At 71.4% G+C, this 16,897-nt stretch carries 15 protein-coding genes; 8 read left to right on the top strand and 7 right to left on the bottom strand.

The features are described 5' to 3' along the window. The first annotated feature begins 4 nt into the window (after nt 1-4). Nucleotides 5-2,140 carry a HelD family protein gene (locus tag HW837_RS31835; protein ID WP_193382466.1) on the top strand — a complete coding sequence of 712 codons (2,136 nt, stop codon included), beginning with the start codon at nt 5-7 and terminating at the stop codon, nt 2,138-2,140. Between the two features lie 217 nt (nt 2,141-2,357). Here the strand turns inward: HW837_RS31835 and HW837_RS31830 are convergent, their stop codons facing one another. The 3 genes from HW837_RS31830 to HW837_RS31820 form a co-directional block, all read right to left on the bottom strand. Then, nucleotides 2,358-3,254, bottom strand: coding sequence for a nitroreductase/quinone reductase family protein (locus tag HW837_RS31830; RefSeq protein WP_093789871.1), 897 nt, complete (start codon nt 3,252-3,254; stop codon nt 2,358-2,360). A 624-nt stretch (nt 3,255-3,878) separates the two neighbouring features. Then, nucleotides 3,879-4,478: a DinB family protein gene (locus tag HW837_RS31825; protein WP_045555958.1), complete on the bottom strand. Its 600-nt coding sequence runs from the start codon at nt 4,476-4,478 to the stop codon at nt 3,879-3,881. A gap of 87 nt (nt 4,479-4,565) precedes the next feature. After that, entirely contained in the window at nt 4,566-5,531 is a 966-nt protein-coding gene (locus HW837_RS31820; RefSeq protein ID WP_193382465.1) for a GNAT family N-acetyltransferase, read from the bottom strand. A gap of 494 nt (nt 5,532-6,025) precedes the next feature. On the opposite strand from HW837_RS31820, the gene HW837_RS31815 reads away from it, so the two are divergent. The 4 genes from HW837_RS31815 to HW837_RS31800 all read left to right on the top strand — a co-directional run bounded on the left by HW837_RS31815 (nt 6,026) and on the right by HW837_RS31800 (nt 9,882). After that, nucleotides 6,026-6,556 carry a toxin-antitoxin system HicB family antitoxin gene (locus HW837_RS31815; RefSeq protein ID WP_193381487.1) on the top strand — a complete coding sequence of 177 codons (531 nt, stop codon included), beginning with the start codon at nt 6,026-6,028 and terminating at the stop codon, nt 6,554-6,556. A 433-nt stretch (nt 6,557-6,989) separates the two neighbouring features. Beyond that, nucleotides 6,990-7,826, top strand: coding sequence for a DUF4097 family beta strand repeat-containing protein (locus tag HW837_RS31810; protein WP_045555961.1), 837 nt, complete (start codon nt 6,990-6,992; stop codon nt 7,824-7,826). Between the two features lie 182 nt (nt 7,827-8,008). Further along, the gene (locus HW837_RS31805; protein WP_237270457.1) at nt 8,009-9,076 is read left to right on the top strand and encodes an ATP-binding cassette domain-containing protein; all 1,068 of its coding nucleotides are present in this window, start codon (nt 8,009-8,011) and stop codon (nt 9,074-9,076) included. Continuing rightward, entirely contained in the window at nt 9,073-9,882 is an 810-nt protein-coding gene (locus HW837_RS31800; RefSeq protein WP_045555962.1) for an ABC transporter permease, read from the top strand. Before HW837_RS31805 ends, HW837_RS31800 begins: the two co-directional genes overlap by 4 nt. 74 nt (nt 9,883-9,956) lie before the next feature. Here the strand turns inward: HW837_RS31800 and HW837_RS31795 are convergent, their stop codons facing one another. Both HW837_RS31795 and HW837_RS31790 read right to left on the bottom strand, forming a co-directional pair. Continuing rightward, complete coding sequence (locus tag HW837_RS31795; protein WP_237270456.1) at nt 9,957-10,202, bottom strand: hypothetical protein; 246 nt, start codon at nt 10,200-10,202, stop codon at nt 9,957-9,959. 414 nt (nt 10,203-10,616) lie between these two features. Next, nucleotides 10,617-11,396, bottom strand: a complete 780-nt coding sequence (locus HW837_RS31790) for a hypothetical protein (RefSeq protein ID WP_045555964.1) — start codon at nt 11,394-11,396, stop codon at nt 10,617-10,619. A 210-nt stretch (nt 11,397-11,606) separates the two neighbouring features. Here HW837_RS31790 and HW837_RS31785 point away from each other — a divergent pair, with 210 nt between their 5' ends. The 3 genes from HW837_RS31785 (at nt 11,607) to HW837_RS31775 (ending at nt 13,463) form a co-directional block, all read left to right on the top strand. After that, nucleotides 11,607-12,137 (top strand): helix-turn-helix domain-containing protein, encoded by a 531-nt coding sequence (locus tag HW837_RS31785; protein ID WP_045555965.1) that lies wholly within the window; start codon nt 11,607-11,609, stop codon nt 12,135-12,137. 158 nt (nt 12,138-12,295) lie between these two features. After that, entirely contained in the window at nt 12,296-12,907 is a 612-nt protein-coding gene (locus tag HW837_RS31780; protein ID WP_045555966.1) for a hypothetical protein, read from the top strand. Nucleotides 12,908-13,118: 211 nt separating this feature from the next. Continuing rightward, complete coding sequence (locus tag HW837_RS31775; RefSeq protein ID WP_045556370.1) at nt 13,119-13,463, top strand: DUF2516 family protein; 345 nt, start codon at nt 13,119-13,121, stop codon at nt 13,461-13,463. A 21-nt stretch (nt 13,464-13,484) separates the two neighbouring features. Here the strand turns inward: HW837_RS31775 and HW837_RS31770 are convergent, their stop codons facing one another. Beyond that, a complete protein-coding gene (locus HW837_RS31770; protein WP_045555967.1) occupies nt 13,485-14,903 on the bottom strand; it encodes a response regulator in 1,419 nt (472 codons plus the stop codon). Nucleotides 14,904-15,432: 529 nt separating this feature from the next. After that, nucleotides 15,433-16,548 carry a C40 family peptidase gene (locus HW837_RS31765; protein WP_045555968.1) on the bottom strand — a complete coding sequence of 372 codons (1,116 nt, stop codon included), beginning with the start codon at nt 16,546-16,548 and terminating at the stop codon, nt 15,433-15,435. Between the last annotated feature and the right edge of the window lie 349 nt (nt 16,549-16,897).

The raw sequence follows: 16,897 nt of genomic DNA, 5'->3' as shown, positions 1-16,897 counted from the left end.
CGGAATGACGCCTCGCGAACCCGCCGACCCCGCCGCCGGCCCCGCCCTCCTCCAGGACGTCCTGGCCCACGAACGCGCCTACCACGACACCTGCCGTGCCGCTCTCGCCGCGATGGTCGAGGGGGCGGGCGAGCAGGTCGTCGTCGGCGAGGACGTCTCCGCCTCGGGCGCCGACGCGGAGGTGCTCGGGTATCGGCTGCGCAGCCGGGCCAAGGAGATGCGAGAGCTGCCGGAGGGTCCGTTGTTCTTCGGGCGGCTCGACTTCGCCGCTCAGGCCGACAGCGACCACGCCGGGCAGAGCTATCACCTCGGGCGGCTGCGGATCAGCGAGGACCCTGCCGCGCCGCCGCTCGTCGTGGACTGGCGGGCACCGGTTTCGCGGGCCTTCTACCAGGCGAGTTCGCGTGACCCCCAGGGCGTCGCCGTCCGGCGTCGCTTCGGGTGGGCGCCGGGGAGCCGGGGGGACTCGACCGACCTGACGGGGCTGGAGGACGAGCACCTGGCCGGTTCCATTCCTGGTGCTGGTGCTGGTGCTGGTGCTGGTGCTGGTGCTCGTGTGGATACGTCCACCCCGGGGAGTCTGCTCGCCGCCGAGATCGAGCGGCCCCGGCTCGGTCCGATGCGGGACATCGCCGCCACCATCCAGCCGGAGCAGGACGATCTGGTGCGCGCGGATCTCGCGACCTCCGTCTGTGTGCAGGGCGCCCCCGGCACCGGCAAGACCGCCGTCGGGCTGCACCGCGCCGCGTACCTCCTCTACACCCACCCCCAGCGCATCCGTCGCGGCGGTCTGCTGATCCTCGGCCCCAACCGCACGTTCCTGTCGTACATCGCGGAGGTGCTGCCCGCGCTGGGCGAGACGGGTGTACGCCAGTCGACGGTCACGGACGAGATCGCCCGGCACGAGGTGCGGGCCGAGGACGACGAGCGGGCGGCGGTCGTGAAGCACGACGCCCGGATGGCGGAGGTGCTCCGACGTGCGCTGTACGCCGGCGTCGCGAGTGGGGAGCGGGCGCGGGCGGAGGCGTTCGGGACCCTGGTGCTGGCGGAGGGCTCGTACCGCTGGCGGGTGGCCGGGGACGAGTTGCGGCGGATCGTGGCGGGCGTACGGGCCGAGGAACTGCCGTACGACGTCGGGCGGGAGCGGGTCCGGGCACGGGTGGTCCGGCTGCTGCAGGAGCAGGCGGAGCGGCGGGCGGGGCCGCGCCCGAACGCCTGGCTGTACCGGATCTCGCGGTCGCGGCCGGTCGGCGCGTACGTCGACGCCGTATGGCCGAAGGTCCGGCCGGAGGAGGTCGTGGCCCGGCTGCTCGGGGACCCGGACGTGCTCGCGGGCGCGGCGGAGGGGCTGCTCGACGCGGACGAGCAGAAGGCCGTGGCCTGGGCGAAGCCCCCGCGCACCTGGCGGTCGGCGCGCTGGTCCGCCGCCGATCTCGTCCTCCTCGACGAGGTCGCGGGGCTCCTCGCCCACCCCGACGGCTACGGCCATGTCGTCGTCGACGAGGCCCAGGACCTCTCCCCGATGGAGTGCCGCGCGATCGCCCGCCGGGCGGCCTACGGCTCGGTGACCGTCCTGGGCGACCTCGCCCAGGGGACCACGCCGTGGGCCGCCCGCGACTGGCCCGGCCTCCTCGCCCACCTGGGCAAGCCGGACGCCCATGTCGTCCCGCTGACCACCGGGTTCCGGGTACCGCGGGCCGTCGTGGGACTGGCGAACGGGTTGCTGGACCGCCTGGGCGTGGACGTGCCCGCCGCCCGGTCCCTGCGGAGGGACGGGGAGCTGCGGATCAGGAGGGTGGAGGGGGCCGAGGTCGTCGCCGAGGCCGTGGCCGCCGTGCGGGACGCGCTCGCGTGTGAGGGGTCCGTCGGGGTCATCGCTGCCGACGGACCCGACGTCGTACGGCTGTGTCAGGCGCTCGACGAGGCCGGCATTCCGGTGGGCGGACCGGACGAACTCCGGGCGCGGGTCACGGTGTTGGGGGCCGGGGTCGCGAAGGGCCTGGAGTACGACCATGTCGTGGTCGTCGAACCGGTGGCGATCGCGGCGGCCGAGGAACGGGGACTGCACCGCCTGTACGTCGTCCTCACCCGGGCGGTGTCGCGACTGGACGTGGTGCACGCGCGAGCGCTGCCGTGGTGACCCGGACCGGGGGCGTGTTACCGGAAGGCGGCGGAGTCATGACCGTACCGGCACCTCGCTGATCAGGGCCGTGGCTACGGTGAGCGGGTGCCGGTGAGCGGCGGCGCGAGCTCGATCTCCCTCCCCCCGGGGGGCTCGTGCGCCGCTCACCGGTGGGTCACGCGGTGCGGAGGCCGGCCTCCGTGCCCCTCTCACGAGGCCTCGGTCCAGTCCCCTCTCACGAGGCCTCGGTCTCGTCCTCGCGTTCCGCCGTCCACTCGGCGGGCTGCACCGCGGCTTCCAGCGCCGGGATCAACTGCTCCTCCTCGTAGGTGAGATGGGCTTCGAGTTCGTCGATGAGGCGCTCGACCTCGGGGAGTACGGAGGCGGGGTCGGCGTTCTCGGCGGTCACCACCCGGCGCAGGTCCTCGACGAGGGCGGCGATGCGCTCGTGCTCCTCGTGGAGGCGGCTCAGGGCCGGGGCCAGCTCGGGGTGGTTCTCGCCGAGGAAGGGGAACAGGCCCATGTCCTCGCCGGTGTGGTGGTTGTGCATGCCCTGGCAGAAGGTGAGGCAGTTGACGCGGAGCTGCGCGCCGAGGCCGGCCCGGCCGCCGCTGGCGGTCAACTCCTTCTTGATCAGGGCGAGTTCGCGCCGGAAGGCGTTGTGGACGACCTTGAGGGCCTCGCCCATGGAGTCGGCGTTGATGTTCGGCGGCCCTGCCACGGGCAGCTCGCGCAGGGCGACGACCGGGATCGTCCGGTCCGTCTTCGCCTGGTACTCGGCCCACCCCGGTTCGTCCTCGACGGCCCGCGCGAACGCCCGGTCCCGTTCCTCGCCGTGCAGGACGACGGCCTCGGCCTCGTAGGTGAAGGCGCCGGTCTCCACGGTGACCCGGGGGTCGGCCGTGATGTTCCGGTACCAGTCGGGGTGCTTCGGCGATCCCCCGGCCGACGCGATGACGAGGACCGAGCCGTCGCCGTCGTGGAGGTAGCCGAGAGGGGTGGTGTGCCGGTTGCCGGTGCGGGCGCCGGTGGTGGTCAGGAGGATCAGACGGGCGCCTTCGAAGTAGCCGCCGACCTCGCCGTGACGGGAGCGGAATTCGTCGATGACTTGCTGGTTGAAGGGGTTGGGCATTCTCTGCTTTCGGTGGACGGCGGCATGGTCTGCCGCGAAAGGGCGTATTGGGGAAGGGTGTATTCGGGAACGGGAAGGGTGTGTTCGGGCATGGGTGATTGCCGCGGCGCGTGGTTCGGGGCATGACCGCCGGAATGCATGCCGAAAAGACGTGCATGCCGAAAGACTTGGGTGTCGAAAGGCATGGGTGTCGAAAGGCATGGGTGTCGGCGGAGTGCGCGTCCGAATACGGCGCGGTGAAATGTGGCGCGGCACTTGCGGCGCGGCAATTGCGGCGCGCGGCGGAGTGCGGCGCGGTGGAGCGCGGCCTGGCGAAATGCGGTGCGGCGCAATACCACGGTGTGGTGTGGTGTGGTGTGGAGTGGCCGCAGCACGGTGTGGGAGGACGTCGCGTCGTTGTCGGACGTCATCGTCTGGCGCGCGGAAATTCGACGGGCGGGCTCCTGGCCCGCCCCGGCCTCACTCGGAGGCCGGGTAACCCATCCGCTCACGGCTCAAGGCCGACCCGGCAGTCATGCGCCCATGATAAGGGGTGGCGGTCGGGCCGGGCAATATGGATTCGGCCGGAATTCCGGCTGATTCGGGAGGTGGCCCCACCGTGAGCGGAAAGGGCGACCTCATACCTCACGCCTTTGTGTCGGCCTCCTTGGCCGCGCTTTCCAGCCGGTTCCGGTAGTCCTCCCACCACGCCGGGTCGTTCGACGGGATGCTGGTGTTGCCCTCGTTCATGCCCACCGCGCCGTCGATGAGTTCCCGGACGATGTCGGCCTGTCCGGCATGCCGGTGGGTGTCGGCGATGACGCGGACGACGGCATGGTGCAGCGTCACCTCGTCCCGGCCGTCCGGCCACCACGGCACCCGGCCGACGGTGTCCAGCGGCAGCGCCTCGATGGTCGCGTCCGCGTGGGCCCAGGCCCGGCGATAGAGGCCGACGATGTCCTCGCGGGACTCGGCGGCGGTGGCCCACATGTCCGCATTGGGCTCGGCGTCGGCGTCGAGCCAGGGCAGCGGCTGCTCCGACGGCCGTCCGAAGGTGTCGCCGAGGTAGCCGAGTTCGACGCTCGCGGTGTGCTTCACCAGCCCCAAAAGGTTGGTGCCGGTCGGTGTCAGCGGGCGGCGGGCGTCGTACTCCGAGAGTCCTTCGAGCTTCCAGAGCAGGGCATCGCGGGCGGATTGCAGATAGTGGTGGAGGTCGGCCTTGGCGTCTGTTTCGGCGGCGGTCATGACGTCAGTCTCCCGCCCACACGATCTTTGTCCACCGCCTGACCGCTCTCCCCTGTGTACGTCGAGGATCGCGCCGCAGGGCCGCTCCTATGAGGGCGAGGGCGAGGGTGAGGACGAGGGTGAGGGCGAGAACTCGTACACCGTGAAGTCGGTGAGCCGGACGTATCCGAGGCGTTGATAGAGGGCGTTGCTGGTGGGGTTGCCGGGGTCGGTGAAGAGCACGACCTCCTTCGCGCCCGCGGCCAGCGCGGCGCGGCTCGCCTCGACCGTGACGGCCGCAGCGTAGCCCCGGCCCCGGACGTGGGGCGGGGTGTAGACGGGGTCCACCCTGACCATGCCGCCGACGATCGAGGTCGCGGCCGCCATGGAGACGGGGGTGCCGTCCGGCGTCTCCCAGAACGTGAAGTTCCTGTCGCCGAAACGGGATTCGGTCCAGGCGCCGGCGTCGATCAGGTCGATGGAGTACTGCTCCCCGACGTCGACGCAGAACTCACGGCACCAGCGGACGACTTGCTCACGGTCCTGCTCGCCGACGACGTGCCCCCGGCCCTCGGGGAAGGGGTCCGGCGGGGTGAGCGTGCCGAGACGGTAGAGGTGCAGCCGCGTGGTGACCACCGGCTCCGCGCCCGTCCGCCGCTGCCAGGCCTCGGCGAAGGCGGACGACGCGTCGTGGTCCGCGCTGACGCCGGGTACGGGGTGACCCAGGTCGGCCAGGCGGGCGGCGAGCGCGTCGGCCTGCCCGGGGGTGACGGAGGTGAGGCTCAGGGGGCCGGTCGGGGAGCGATGGTAGAAGCCGGCGTGGACTTCGCCGTCGTGCTCCAGCCGGCCGAACACGGGGGTCTCGGGGCGGTGCGAGGGCGTGCCGTTCGCGGGCGTTTCGTTCGCGGTGGTGCCGGTCGCGGTGGTGTTGGGCGCGGGTGTTCCATTTGCTCGATGCTTCTCGGTCACCGTCAGCTGCATGGTGTGCAGGGCGGGGCGCGAGCGCAGGAAGTCCCCGGCTCGGGAGAGGAACTCATGGACGTCTTCGGTGAGGTGCCAGTCATCCGGGCGCATGCCTCATGATTTCCCGCGCCCCGGAGATGCCTCGTGCTTTTCCGCCAGAGCGGGGGAGCAGGGCCCCCAAGAGGGGCGGTGCGGGGCGGGACCGTCGGCGGTGCGGGGACGGGGTGGTGGGCGAGGGCGCCGCCGCGATCGTTGTCCGGAAAACAGCGGCGCGGGGGTGATGCCACCTCCGGTGTTCGGTGGCGCCATCGAGTGCCGCATGGCGCCATGCGGCGCTACGCAGTGCCATGTGGCGTCAGGTGGACGCCACATGGTGCCAAGCGGTGCCACGCGGCGCCAGCCAGTGCCATGAGGTGCCATGCGTATGCCGATCAAGGCAGTCGATGGCTCGCTGGGCACCCGCTTGCGCCGTTCCGTGTGGCGCACCGTAAAAGCCGCCTGACCTGCGCGGAGTACTCCATCCTCGCCCAGGTGTCGACCCGGTCGGCGCCTCGCCTGTGCCATTCCGGCTTCACGTGGCGCCATTGATGTGCCATGATGGCGTCATGGACCTCACCCCCTACGTCGACCGCCTCCGCCAGGAGCTCGTCGTCGCCGCCGAGGCCGGCGGTGACGAGGCCCGGGCGCTGGCCGAACGTCTCGTCGCGCCCCTCGACTCCGCCACCCGCCTCACCCTCCTCACCGCCCTCTCGGCAGCGATGGGCGAGGTCACCCGAGAGCTGGCCCCGGGCTCGGTCGACGTACGACTCCGGGGCGCCGACCCGGAGTTCGTGGTGACCCTGCCGCCCGCGCCGGTCCAGGAGGCGGCCGCGTCCTGGGTCGAGTCGCCCGCCCCGCCCCCCTTGCCGGAGAGCGACGACGGTGCCTCGGCCCGTATCAACTTCCGCCTCCCGGCCCATCTCAAGGCCCGGCTGGAGGAGGCGGCCGGCCGCGAAGGGCTCTCCGTCAACGCCTGGCTGGTCCGCGCCACCTCCGCCGCCCTCACCCCGGGACCCGGCGCCCGTACGGCCGCGCCGCCCGCCTCCGGGCCGAACCGCGCACCCGGCGACCGGAACTTCACCGGCTGGGTCCGCTGACCGTTCCTGGGGACTGAGCATGAGTGAGCCCGCCCAGCCGCACGCCCCGAACGGTCTTGGGCGTACTGGTCCCCGGCGTACTCAACCCCAGGGCGGCGACACGCATCCTGTGCGTGGTCCGATCCCGGGAGGCCGGTTCCCTCACGACCTGGCCAAGGGGGTACGGACAGAGGGCGACGGAGAGGCCCCAGACCTTCCCTCCGGAGGAAAGGGGGCTCCGCACGCTGGCTCCGTTCCCGGCGTCCCAGATCGCCCGCTCACCGTAGCCCGAACAGCCCACACCGCCGCAAGCCGGGAAGCCGACCATCACACGATCGAGCTCATTCACCCTCGTACGCACCCCCCCCGGCAAGCAGTTGGCAACCCCTGCTCCAGAGCCCCGCACTCGCACTCCACCCTCACCCACCCCTTCAGAGAGGACGGGAGATCCGTCATGCCTTCGTACGACACCCCTGAGCCGATCACCGCGATCGTCGAGTACTCCATCGGCAGCACCCGGATCATCGCCTCCGACCGCACCGACACCGTCGTAGAGGTCCAGCCCGCCAACCCCTCCTCCGACGCGGACCTCAAGGCCGTCGGCCAGACGAAGGTGACCTGCTCCGGCGGCGTCCTCACGGTGAAGGGGCCGCGCAAGAACTCGCCGTTCGGGAAGGTCGGCGGCATCGACATCACCATCGCCCTGCCGGCCGGCTCCACCCTGGAGGGCACCACCCAGGTCGGTGACTTCCACTGCTCCGGACGCCTCGGCGAGACCCGGCTGCAGACCTCGGTCGGCGACCTCCACGTCGAGGACGTCGCCGCCGCCCGGCTGAAGAGCGAACTCGGCATGGTCCACCTCGACCACGCCACCGCCTCGGTCGAGATCATCGCGGCCGGCCGTGTCACCGTCGGCACGGTGAAGGGCGGCCTGGTCGTCAAGAACGGCAACGGCGACACCGAACTCGCCGAAATCACGGGCACTTTGGAGGTCTCCTCCGCCAATGGCCGTATCGATGTCGGCGCCGCCCACGCCGACGTGGAGGCCAAGTCCGCCAACGGCGGTATCCGGGTGGGCCGGGTCACCCGCGGCAAGGTCACCCTGCGGGGCTCCACCGGCGACCTGGAGGTCGGCATCCCCGAGACGACCGCCGCCTGGCTCGACGTCCACACCAAGGTCGGCGTCCTGCGCAGCACCCTCGGCTCCGCCGACGGCCCCGGCGACGCCGCCGACACGGTGGAGGTCACCGCCCGCACCTCGGTCGGCGACATCCACATCCGCCGGGCCTGACGGCTACGGGCGCCTGAGGGCTACGGGTACCTGACGGCTACGGGCGCGACGTACGCCCGTAGCCCCTGCTCCGCCCTCTCCTCCTCGCCCCTCCGGGCCTTCGCCCCGCCTCCGTCCCCGCCTTCGCCTCTCCTTCCGCGCCCCGCGCCCCCTTCTCGTACTCCGCCAAGGAGCTGTCTGTCATGCCCATGTCCACGCCCACTCCCGCGCCCTCTTCCCCGTCCGGCACGTCTGGCACATCCAGCGCCACGAGCCCCCCACCCCCCAACCCGCACACGACCACTGCCGGTCCCACCGTCACTGGCGCCACCGCCACTGGCGTCACCGCCACCGGTCTGACCAAGTCGTACGGCGACAAGCAGGTCCTGCGCGGTATCGACCTCGACATCCCCGGCGGCACCGTCTTCGCCCTGCTCGGGCCCAACGGCGCGGGCAAGACCACGACCGTCCAGATCCTGTCGACGCTCATCGCCGCCGACTCCGGCACCGCCCGTCTCGCCGGTCACGACCTGGACCGCGAAGCCGATGCCGTACGCAAACTCATCGGTGTCACCGGCCAGTTCGCCGCCGTCGACAACCTCCTCAACGCCGAGGAGAACCTGATGCTCATGGCGGACCTGCACCATCTGTCCCGCCGCGAGGGCCGGCGCCGTACGGCCGATCTGCTCGCCCGCTTCGACCTCACCGAGGCCGCCCGCAAGCCCGTCGCCACGTACTCCGGCGGGATGCGCCGCAAGCTGGACCTGGCGATGACGCTGGTCGGCGACCCGCGCATCATCTTCCTCGACGAGCCCACGACCGGCCTGGATCCGCGCTCCCGCCGCACCATGTGGGAGATCATCCGGTCCCTGGTCGACGAGGACGGCGTGACGATCTTCCTCACCACCCAGTACCTGGAGGAGGCCGACCAACTGGCGGACCGGATCGCCGTGCTCGACGGCGGAAAGCTGGTCGCCGAAGGTACGGCGGAGGAGCTCAAGCGTCTGATCCCCGGCGGTCACATCTCGCTCACGTTCGCCGATGCCGAGGCCCTGGAGCTGGCCGCCTCCCACTTCGCCGCGACCGCCCGCGACGACGAGGAACTCACGCTCCAGATCCCCTCCGACGGCACGGTCCCCACCCTGCGCGCGGTCCTGGACATCCTCGACGGCGCCGGTGTCACCCCCGAGGCGCTCTCGCAGCACACCCCGGACCTCGACGAGGTCTTCCTCACCCTGACCGGCGACAAACAGCAGGAGACCTCCCGATGAGCAGCCTCACCTACGCGGCCCGTGACTCCGTCACCATGTTCCGCCGCAACATGAAGCGCGCGATCCGCTACCCGTCCGTCGTCGTCACCATCGTGATGATGCCGGTCCTCTTCCTGCTCCTCTTCAACTACGCCTTCGGCGGCGCACTCGGCGCCGGTATCCAGGGCCCGCAGGTGCCGCAGGGCGAGGGCGTCGCCGGCACCGACTACATCGACTACGTCGCGCCCGGCATCATCCTGATGACCGTCGCCACCGGCTGCATCGGAGCCGCCCTCAGCGTGTGCATGGACATGACCGAGGGCATCGTGAACCGCTTCCGTACGATGTCGATCTCCCGGGCCTCGTTCCTCACCGGCCACGTCCTGGGCAACCTCGTCCAGACGGTCCTCGGCACCGTCGTGGTCACCGGCGTGGCCCTGGCCATCGGCTTCCGGCCGGACGCCACCGCCCTGGAGTGGCTCGCCGCCGTCGGCCTGCTGACCGCCCTGGCCCTCGCCCTGACCTGGCTCGCGGCCGGCATGGGCCTGGTCGCCAAGACGGTCGAGTCCGCCAGCAACATGCCCATGCCCATCACCTTCCTCCCCTTCCTGGGCAGCGCCATCGTCCCCACCGACTCCATGCCGACCGGTCTGCGCTGGTTCGCCGAGCACCAGCCCTTCACCCCCATCAACGAAACCCTGCGCGGGCTGCTGATGGGCACCGAGATCGGCAACAGCGGCTGGATCGCCCTGGCCTGGTGCGCGGTGATCGGCCTCACGGGCTACCTCTGGTCAAAGTCCGCCTTCAAGCGGGGCGTCCGCGGCTGAGCCAGCTGCGCCCGCGGAGCCCTTCCGCCCCGATCGCAGAGCCCTTCCGCCGAACGCGCGGAGGGGCTCTGCGGCTACGGCTGTCGGGGCGCGGGCGTCTCCGCGTGGGTCTCGTGGTCGGGGAGGGGTTCGGTGTTGCGGCTGCTGAGGCCGTCGAGGGAGATGCGCAGGAGGCGGCGCCACTCGCCCGGGTGGCTGTCGCCGGTCGTCAGGACGGCCTGGCTCAGGGAGCCGCTGAGCAGGACCAGATCGGCGGTGGTGACGTCGGGGCGCAGGCGCCGCCGACCACACCGCCCTGCCCATCGCCGGCGACGACCCACAGGCCAGGGCGGAAGCCGCCGACCTGATCAGCCGACTCGGCTTCGACACGGTCGACGCGGGCCCGCTGGCCGAGAGCTGGCGCTTCGAGCCGGAGACGGCCGCGTACGCACTGCTGTACTTCATCGACCCCGACGCCGTGACGGCCTTCTGGGCGCGCATGCGCGAAGCCCTCCGCTCCAGCACCCTGCCCCAGACGCCGCCCCCCACCGACGGCGGGCGCCCCGATGCCCGCCGCGAAGCTGCTCACCCTCCTCGCCGACACTCCCCGCAAGCTCACCGCCGACCGCCTGATGGCCTGACGGACCGACGGACCGACGGACCGACGGACCGACGGGCTGCCGGGCTGCCGGGCTGCCGGACTGCCGGACTGCCGGACTGCCGGAATGACGACTAACGACTGACGGCCGGAGTGCCTATCGCACGGCGACGTGGTCCCCGGTCGACGACTTCGCTCCGGAGGTGGAGTTCCCGTAGTACGTCCACCGCCACGTCCCCGCCCCGGTGGCCTTCACCGTGGCCCTGAGCGCACCCGTCGTGCTCGATGTCGCCTTCGCGACGGTCGTGTACGAGGAGGCGCCCGCCGCCTTGAACTGCAGGCTCACCGTGCGGCCCGCGTAGCCCTGGTACGTGTGGGTGTCCCAGTTCGCCCGTGTGATCCGGCCGGTCACGGTGAGGGTCTTGCCCTTCGTGACCGGCTCCGGCGAGGCGTTGACGGTGACGCGGGTGGCCCGCTGGATCCGCAGGGGGAGGTTCTCGTCGTCGGCGTCGTGGCCGTCGCCGGCGAGGAAGACCCGGGCGCCGGTCCGCCAGGTGCCGGCGTCCTCGTTCCCGAAGTCGAGGTGCCGCGGGTCGATGTACAGCCACTCCTCGAAGTCGCAGATCCCCTTCGCCTTGTCCACGACCTCGCAGTCACTGGTGATGACGGCGCTGTGCACGGTGTCCGCGTTGTCGAGCTTCCCCCGGTAGGGGAACACGGTCGGCCCGAAGTCGTACTTGAGCTTGGTCGTCATCCGGAAGGCCGCACGCACCTCGACCTCCTCCTTGACCCCGATCACGATCGGCTTGCCCCCGTTCACCGTGACCCGGCTGAAGGAGACCCCGCCTTCCGCGGCCCCGGCCGGCACCGCCGCCACCCCCGTGAACGCGATCGCCGCTCCACCGGCCACCACCGCTCTCCACAGCGACTTCCTCATCCTGCGCCCCACCCATCTCCTCGCCTCCTGGCCCGAGCGCGTGGGCGCACCGGCCGGAGACTCATCCGCACGACTGAAGGTGGGACAGCGAAGGGCCGTGCCCGGTTGTACGCGACGCGACAACGATTCGATCACCACCGCCGGGTGGCGTAGCGCACTTTTGCAAGCGGGTGCTTGCAATAGTTAGCGAGGGTGGGGCATGGTGGAGGCATGGCATCGCTCAACGTCGGCAATCTCGGTGAGTACCTGCGTGAACAGCGGCGGAACGCGCAGCTGTCGCTCAGGCAGCTCGCCGACGCCGCCGGGGTGTCCAATCCGTATCTGAGCCAGATCGAGCGCGGGCTGCGCAAGCCGAGCGCGGAGGTGCTGCAGCAGGTCGCCAAGGCGCTGCGGATCTCCGCCGAGACGCTGTACGTGCGGGCCGGCATCCTCGACGCCGAGCGGGACCGGGACGAGGTCGAGACACGTGCCGTCATCCTCGCCGATCCCACGCTGAACGAGCGGCAGAAGCAGGTGCTGCTCCAGATCTACGAGTCCTTCCGCAAGGAGAACGGATTCGAGATCGAGGCCGACACCGACACGGACACCGACGTTCGCGTCGATGTCGCGGCGGCGGAGACCGGCACCGGCACTGGTGCAGACACGGGCACAGACACAGCGGCGGGCGCCGAGGAAGCCTCGGCCCCCGGCACTCGTACGGCCGACGGCGGCGGTGCCGGTCCGCGACGGACGGCGAGTTGACCACGACCATGTCAGCGACATCGACCACGACGACCACGACGACCACGACCGTGACTCCGACCGCGTCGACGTCGGCTTCCACGACCGTGACCGCGCCGTCGATCCGGACCGGAACGACACAAAACCCTCAGCTGCAAGCAACCCGGAGGACCATCACCATGGCCATCACCGACGACATCCGCAAGGCCGTCACCGACCCGACCCCCTTCTACTTCGCCGCCGGCACCGCCGACCTCGCCCTCCAGCAGGCGAAGAAGGTCCCCGGCCTCGTCGAGCAGCTGCGCGCCGAGGCGCCGGGCAAGATCGACGCCGTGCGCCAGACCGACCCGAAGGCCGTGCAGGAGAAGGCGACCGCCCGCGTCAAGGAGACCCAGGAGAACCTCCAGACCAAGGTCACCGAGATCATCGGCACCCTCGACACCGACCTGAAGAAGCTCGGCGAGACCGCTCAGGACCTCGCGCTGCGCAGCGTCGGCGTCGCCGCCGAGTACGCGGTGAAGGCCCGGGAGACGTACGAGCGCGTCGCCGAGCACGGTGAGCAGGCCGTGCGCACCTGGCGCGGCGAGGCCGCCGAGGAGATCGAGGAGCTCGCGATCGCCGTCGAGCCGAACTCTCAGCCGGTCGAGGTCAAGGACGAGCCGGCCACCGCGAAGCCGGTCCCGGCCCAGGCCGCCCCCGCGCCCGCGCCCGCCGCCAAGAAGACCGCGCCGAAGAAGGCTCCGGCGCGCAAGACGACGGCCGCGAAGAAGACCACCCCGCCCGCCAAGTAAGCGACACGGCGAGCCGCCGAGTGGGCGACATAGCCGACGACGCAGTCGGTGACAGAGCGAGAGGCACGCGTGCGAGGCCTCTCAGTACCTCGCGGTACGGAGACGGGCCGGGCACCTTTGGGGTGACCGGCCCGTTCTACGGGTACGGTGGCCGCGTGGGAGAAACGGTCGGCATTCTTATGCGTGAACGGAACGGGCGGTGGTGGGCACCATGCTGATGAACGGCTTCGCGGGGTTCATGGGGCTGTTGCAGCTCGCCGTGATCGCACTCGCCGCCTTCGCGGTGATCGACGCCGCGTTCCGGCGGGAGGACGCGTTCCGCGCGACGGACAAGCAGACCAAGGTGTTCTGGCTGATCATCCTCGGGATCGCGCTCGTCGTGAGCCTGCTGTTCCCGCTCCTGTCGTTCCTGCCGATCATCGGTCTCATCGCCAGCATCGTCTACATCGTCGACGTACGCCCCGCCGTGCGGCAGATCTCCGGCGGTGGTGGCCGGGGCGGCAGCCGAGGCTCCAGCAGCGACGGTCCGTACGGCCCGTACAACGGCGGCCGGTGACCTCCTCGGAGGTCGGACCTGTCAGACCTCCCGGTCCAGCAGCAGGACCGCCACGTCGTCGGTCAGTTCGCCGCCGTTGAGGGCGCGGACCTCGTTCACGGCGGCCCGCAGCAGTTCCTCGCCGCGCAGACCCTCGGCGAGCTGACGGCGGACCATCTCCACCATGCCGTCCTGGCCCAGCCGCTCCTTGCCCTGGCCGATCCGGCCCTCGATCAGGCCGTCGGTGTAGAGCATCAGACTCCAGGCGGCGCCCAGTTCGATCTGGGTGCGCGGCCAGCGGGCGTTCGGGAGCAGCCCCAGGGCGGGACCGCCGTTGTCGTACGGCAGCAGTTCGGCCGGCGGGGTCGGCCGGCCGCCCTGGCCGTGCCGGGCTATCAGCGGGGACGGGTGGCCCGCGAGGCAGAGGCCGGCGCGGCGGCCGTCGGGGGCGATGTCGACCGTGCAGAGCGTCGCGAAGATCTCGTCGCTCTCGCGCTCGTGCTCCAGGACGCGTTGGAGCGTGGACAGCAGTTCGTCGCCGCAGAGCCCCGCGAAGGTCAGCGCCCGCCAGGCGATGCGCAGCTCCACGCCGAGCGCCGCCTCGTCGGGGCCGTGCCCGCAGACGTCGCCGATCATCACGTGCACCGTGCCGTCCGGGGTGCGGACGGTGTCGTAGAAGTCGCCGCCGAGCAGCGCGCGGGAACGGCCCGGCCGGTAGCGGGCCGCGAACCGCAGGGACGAGCCCTCCAGCAGGGGCGTCGGCAGCAGGCCGCGCTCCAGGCGGGCGTTCTCCTGGGCGCGCAGCTTGGACTCGGTGAGCCGGCGCTCGGCCGTGTCGGACCGCTTGCGCTCCACCGCGTAGCGGATCGCGCGGCTCAGCAGGCGGCCGTCCACTTCGTCCCGGAACAGGTAGTCCTGGGCGCCCACCCGGACCGCCTCCGCGCCGCGTTCGGCGTCGCCGGAGTCGGTGAGGGCCAGGACGGCGTGGCGGGGGGCCAGGTCCAGGACGTGCTTGAGGACGGCGAGTTCGTCGTCCGGGTGGTCGGCCGACTCGGTTTCCGGGTCGGCGGGGCGGGGCGGGGCCGGCAGGGCCAGGTCCAGGAGGATGCAGTTGACGTCGTCGGTCAGCAGCCGCTGGGCCTCGGTGAGGTTGCGGGCGGTGCGGACGCGGATCGGCTTGCCCGCCGAGTCGAGCACGTCGGGCACGTTGAGGGAACCCGCCGGGTCGTCCTCGATGAGGAGCACCGTGAGGTTGGTGGGGCCGGGCTGCGCGGCCGGGCCCGTGGTGCCGGGGCCGGAGGCGTGCGGGCCGGGCGGGTTCGTGGAGTTGTCTGCAGGGGCCAGGGCCGAGGCGTTCAGGGCAGCCCCCTCTCCGGACGGTCCGCTGGGCGCGGACACGGCGTGCGCCTGACCACTTTCCGCGGCCGGGATCGTTCTCTGCCGCGGTACGGGTACGGGCATCGTGTTGGGTTCCTTCCCTCCCCCCGAGGGCACGGCGGGCGAGGGACCTCGACCCACCGACGGGGACCTTAGCGCCAGGCGCCGCCGCAACGGAATGGGCGGCGGGTCGCCGGGTGGCAAACGGCCGCCGTCATATGCCGCATCCCCTACCGCACTTGGACATGGCAGGGCTTTCTCCTGGGATGACGAATGTCACGCGCCGGAGGTTGAGCCCGACGGGGAAGGTGGCGAGAGTCACGTGGGGTGGCTCACGGGGGGAGGCGGTGCGCGGGCTGGGGAGGGCGAGGGGGGTGCGGCCGCCGTACGTCTGCCGCAGGCCCCGGGTCCACACCAGGCCCGGCCTCGGCTTCACGCCGACCCTGGCCTTCGGCTCACGCCGACGCCGGGCCGTCGGCTCACGCCAACGTCGGCCTCCGGTTCACGCCGACCCCGGCCTTCAGCTCATGCCGACCCCAACCTCCCGCTCAACGCACGCCCCCCGCTCAACGCACGCCTCCCGCTGGATCCCGGCTCCCGATCGACCCCCGGCTCACGCGTCCGGGCGTACGACTCCCAGGATCTGCATCGTGCCCGCGCCCGCGATCGTCACCTTTCGGTTGGGGCGAGGGGCGTGGACGATCGAGCCGTTGCCCAGATACATGGCGACATGGCTGGCGTCGGCGTTGTAGATGATGAGGTCGCCGGGGCGCATGTCCTGGATGTCGATGTGCTTGAGCTGTCGCCACTGTTCCTGGGAGGTGCGGGGGATGGTCAGCCCGGCGGCGGCCCACGCCTCGCTGGTGAGGCCGGAGCAGTCGTAGGTGTCGGGGCCCTCGGCCCCCCATTCGTACCACTTGCCTATTTGCTTCGTGGCGAAGTCGACCGCCTTCTTGCCCTGCGGCGACGCCTTGCCGTTGATCTCGGCGAGGATCCCGGAGTCCAGCCACGCCGCCTGCGACTTCTGCGCGGCCTCGTCCTCCAACTGCGCCAGCCGCTCCCGCTCGTCGTCCTCCAGCTGCGCTTCCAGCTCCTCGGCGGCGGCGATCTGCTTCTTGATCTTCTTCTTGGCCTTCTCCTTGGCCTTGCGGTTGGTCTCCAGCTTCTCCCAGCGCGCGGAGGCGTCCTTGGAGTACTGCTCCAAGTCCTGCTGCGTGCGGGTCATTTCGGCGAGCAGACCCTTGGTCGCGAGCTGGCCCTGGCGCAGCCGGTCCGCCCCTTCCAGGAAGTCCTGCGGGTTCTCGCTCAACCACAGCCGCACCTCGGGCGGGAGACCGCTGCCCCGGTACTGGGCGCGGGCCGCGGCGCCGATGAGGTCCTGCAACTTGTCCAGCTTCTGCTGGCCCTGGACGACCTCATGGGCCAGGTCGACGAGCTCCTCGGACTGCTTGTCGGCCTTCTCCTCGGCCGCGTTGTACGCGTCCGTGGCGACCGCGGCGTCGTGGTAGAGGCCCTCCAGCTTGGTGCGGACGCGCTCCAGGTCCTCGTTCGTCACGGGGGTCGACCCGGGGGCGGGCGACGCCGAGGACGAGGGGGTCGGCGTCGGACTCGGGGTCGGCTCGGTCGGACTCGTCTGGCTCGCGTACGCGGTGACCGGTGCGCCCAGGACGGTCATCGCGCAGACCACGGCCACGGCCGCCATGGTCAGGTTCCGCTTGCCGACTGCCATACCTCTAGCCCCCCACCCCAGTGGAAACAGAATTGATTAACCGTCAGTAACTTGCCGGTGCCCGGGTGATCGTGTCACGGCGTCGCGGAATGCGACAGAGGTGGGCAAGAACTCACTTCTTCCCACCGCCACTTCTCTCCTCCCCTGCTCCCACCTGCGTGGCATCGTCCCCGCCTGTCTGACGAACGGCCCGAGGGGATCGTTCCCCTGCGTCACAAAATTGTCGCTCTCCGTAATTACAGTCCGCGCGGCGCGCTCGACGGCGCCCGCCCACCGAACGGCCCGCGACGACCCGCGCCCGCCCCCCCGAACGGCCTTCGTCGACCCGCGCCCGCCCGCCGAACTGCCC

The sequence above is a fragment of the Streptomyces caniscabiei genome, from assembly GCF_014930365.1.
Classification (GTDB): Bacteria; Actinomycetota; Actinomycetes; order Streptomycetales; family Streptomycetaceae; genus Streptomyces; species Streptomyces caniscabiei.
This window is presented reverse-complemented; position numbering and strand designations above follow the sequence as displayed.

Coding starts and splice junctions, on each gene's coding strand:
- HW837_RS31835 (WP_193382466.1), top strand. CDS start 5: ATGACGCCTCGCGAACCCGCCGACCCCGCCGCCGGCCCCGCCCTCCTC.
- HW837_RS31830 (WP_093789871.1), bottom strand. CDS start 3,254: ATGCCCAACCCCTTCAACCAGCAAGTCATCGACGAATTCCGCTCCCGT.
- HW837_RS31825 (WP_045555958.1), bottom strand. CDS start 4,478: ATGACCGCCGCCGAAACAGACGCCAAGGCCGACCTCCACCACTATCTG.
- HW837_RS31820 (WP_193382465.1), bottom strand. CDS start 5,531: ATGCGCCCGGATGACTGGCACCTCACCGAAGACGTCCATGAGTTCCTC.
- HW837_RS31815 (WP_193381487.1), top strand. CDS start 6,026: ATGGACCTCACCCCCTACGTCGACCGCCTCCGCCAGGAGCTCGTCGTC.
- HW837_RS31810 (WP_045555961.1), top strand. CDS start 6,990: ATGCCTTCGTACGACACCCCTGAGCCGATCACCGCGATCGTCGAGTAC.
- HW837_RS31805 (WP_237270457.1), top strand. CDS start 8,009: ATGCCCATGTCCACGCCCACTCCCGCGCCCTCTTCCCCGTCCGGCACG.
- HW837_RS31800 (WP_045555962.1), top strand. CDS start 9,073: ATGAGCAGCCTCACCTACGCGGCCCGTGACTCCGTCACCATGTTCCGC.
- HW837_RS31790 (WP_045555964.1), bottom strand. CDS start 11,396: ATGAGGAAGTCGCTGTGGAGAGCGGTGGTGGCCGGTGGAGCGGCGATC.
- HW837_RS31785 (WP_045555965.1), top strand. CDS start 11,607: ATGGCATCGCTCAACGTCGGCAATCTCGGTGAGTACCTGCGTGAACAG.
- HW837_RS31780 (WP_045555966.1), top strand. CDS start 12,296: ATGGCCATCACCGACGACATCCGCAAGGCCGTCACCGACCCGACCCCC.
- HW837_RS31775 (WP_045556370.1), top strand. CDS start 13,119: ATGCTGATGAACGGCTTCGCGGGGTTCATGGGGCTGTTGCAGCTCGCC.
- HW837_RS31770 (WP_045555967.1), bottom strand. CDS start 14,903: ATGCCCGTACCCGTACCGCGGCAGAGAACGATCCCGGCCGCGGAAAGT.
- HW837_RS31765 (WP_045555968.1), bottom strand. CDS start 16,548: ATGGCAGTCGGCAAGCGGAACCTGACCATGGCGGCCGTGGCCGTGGTC.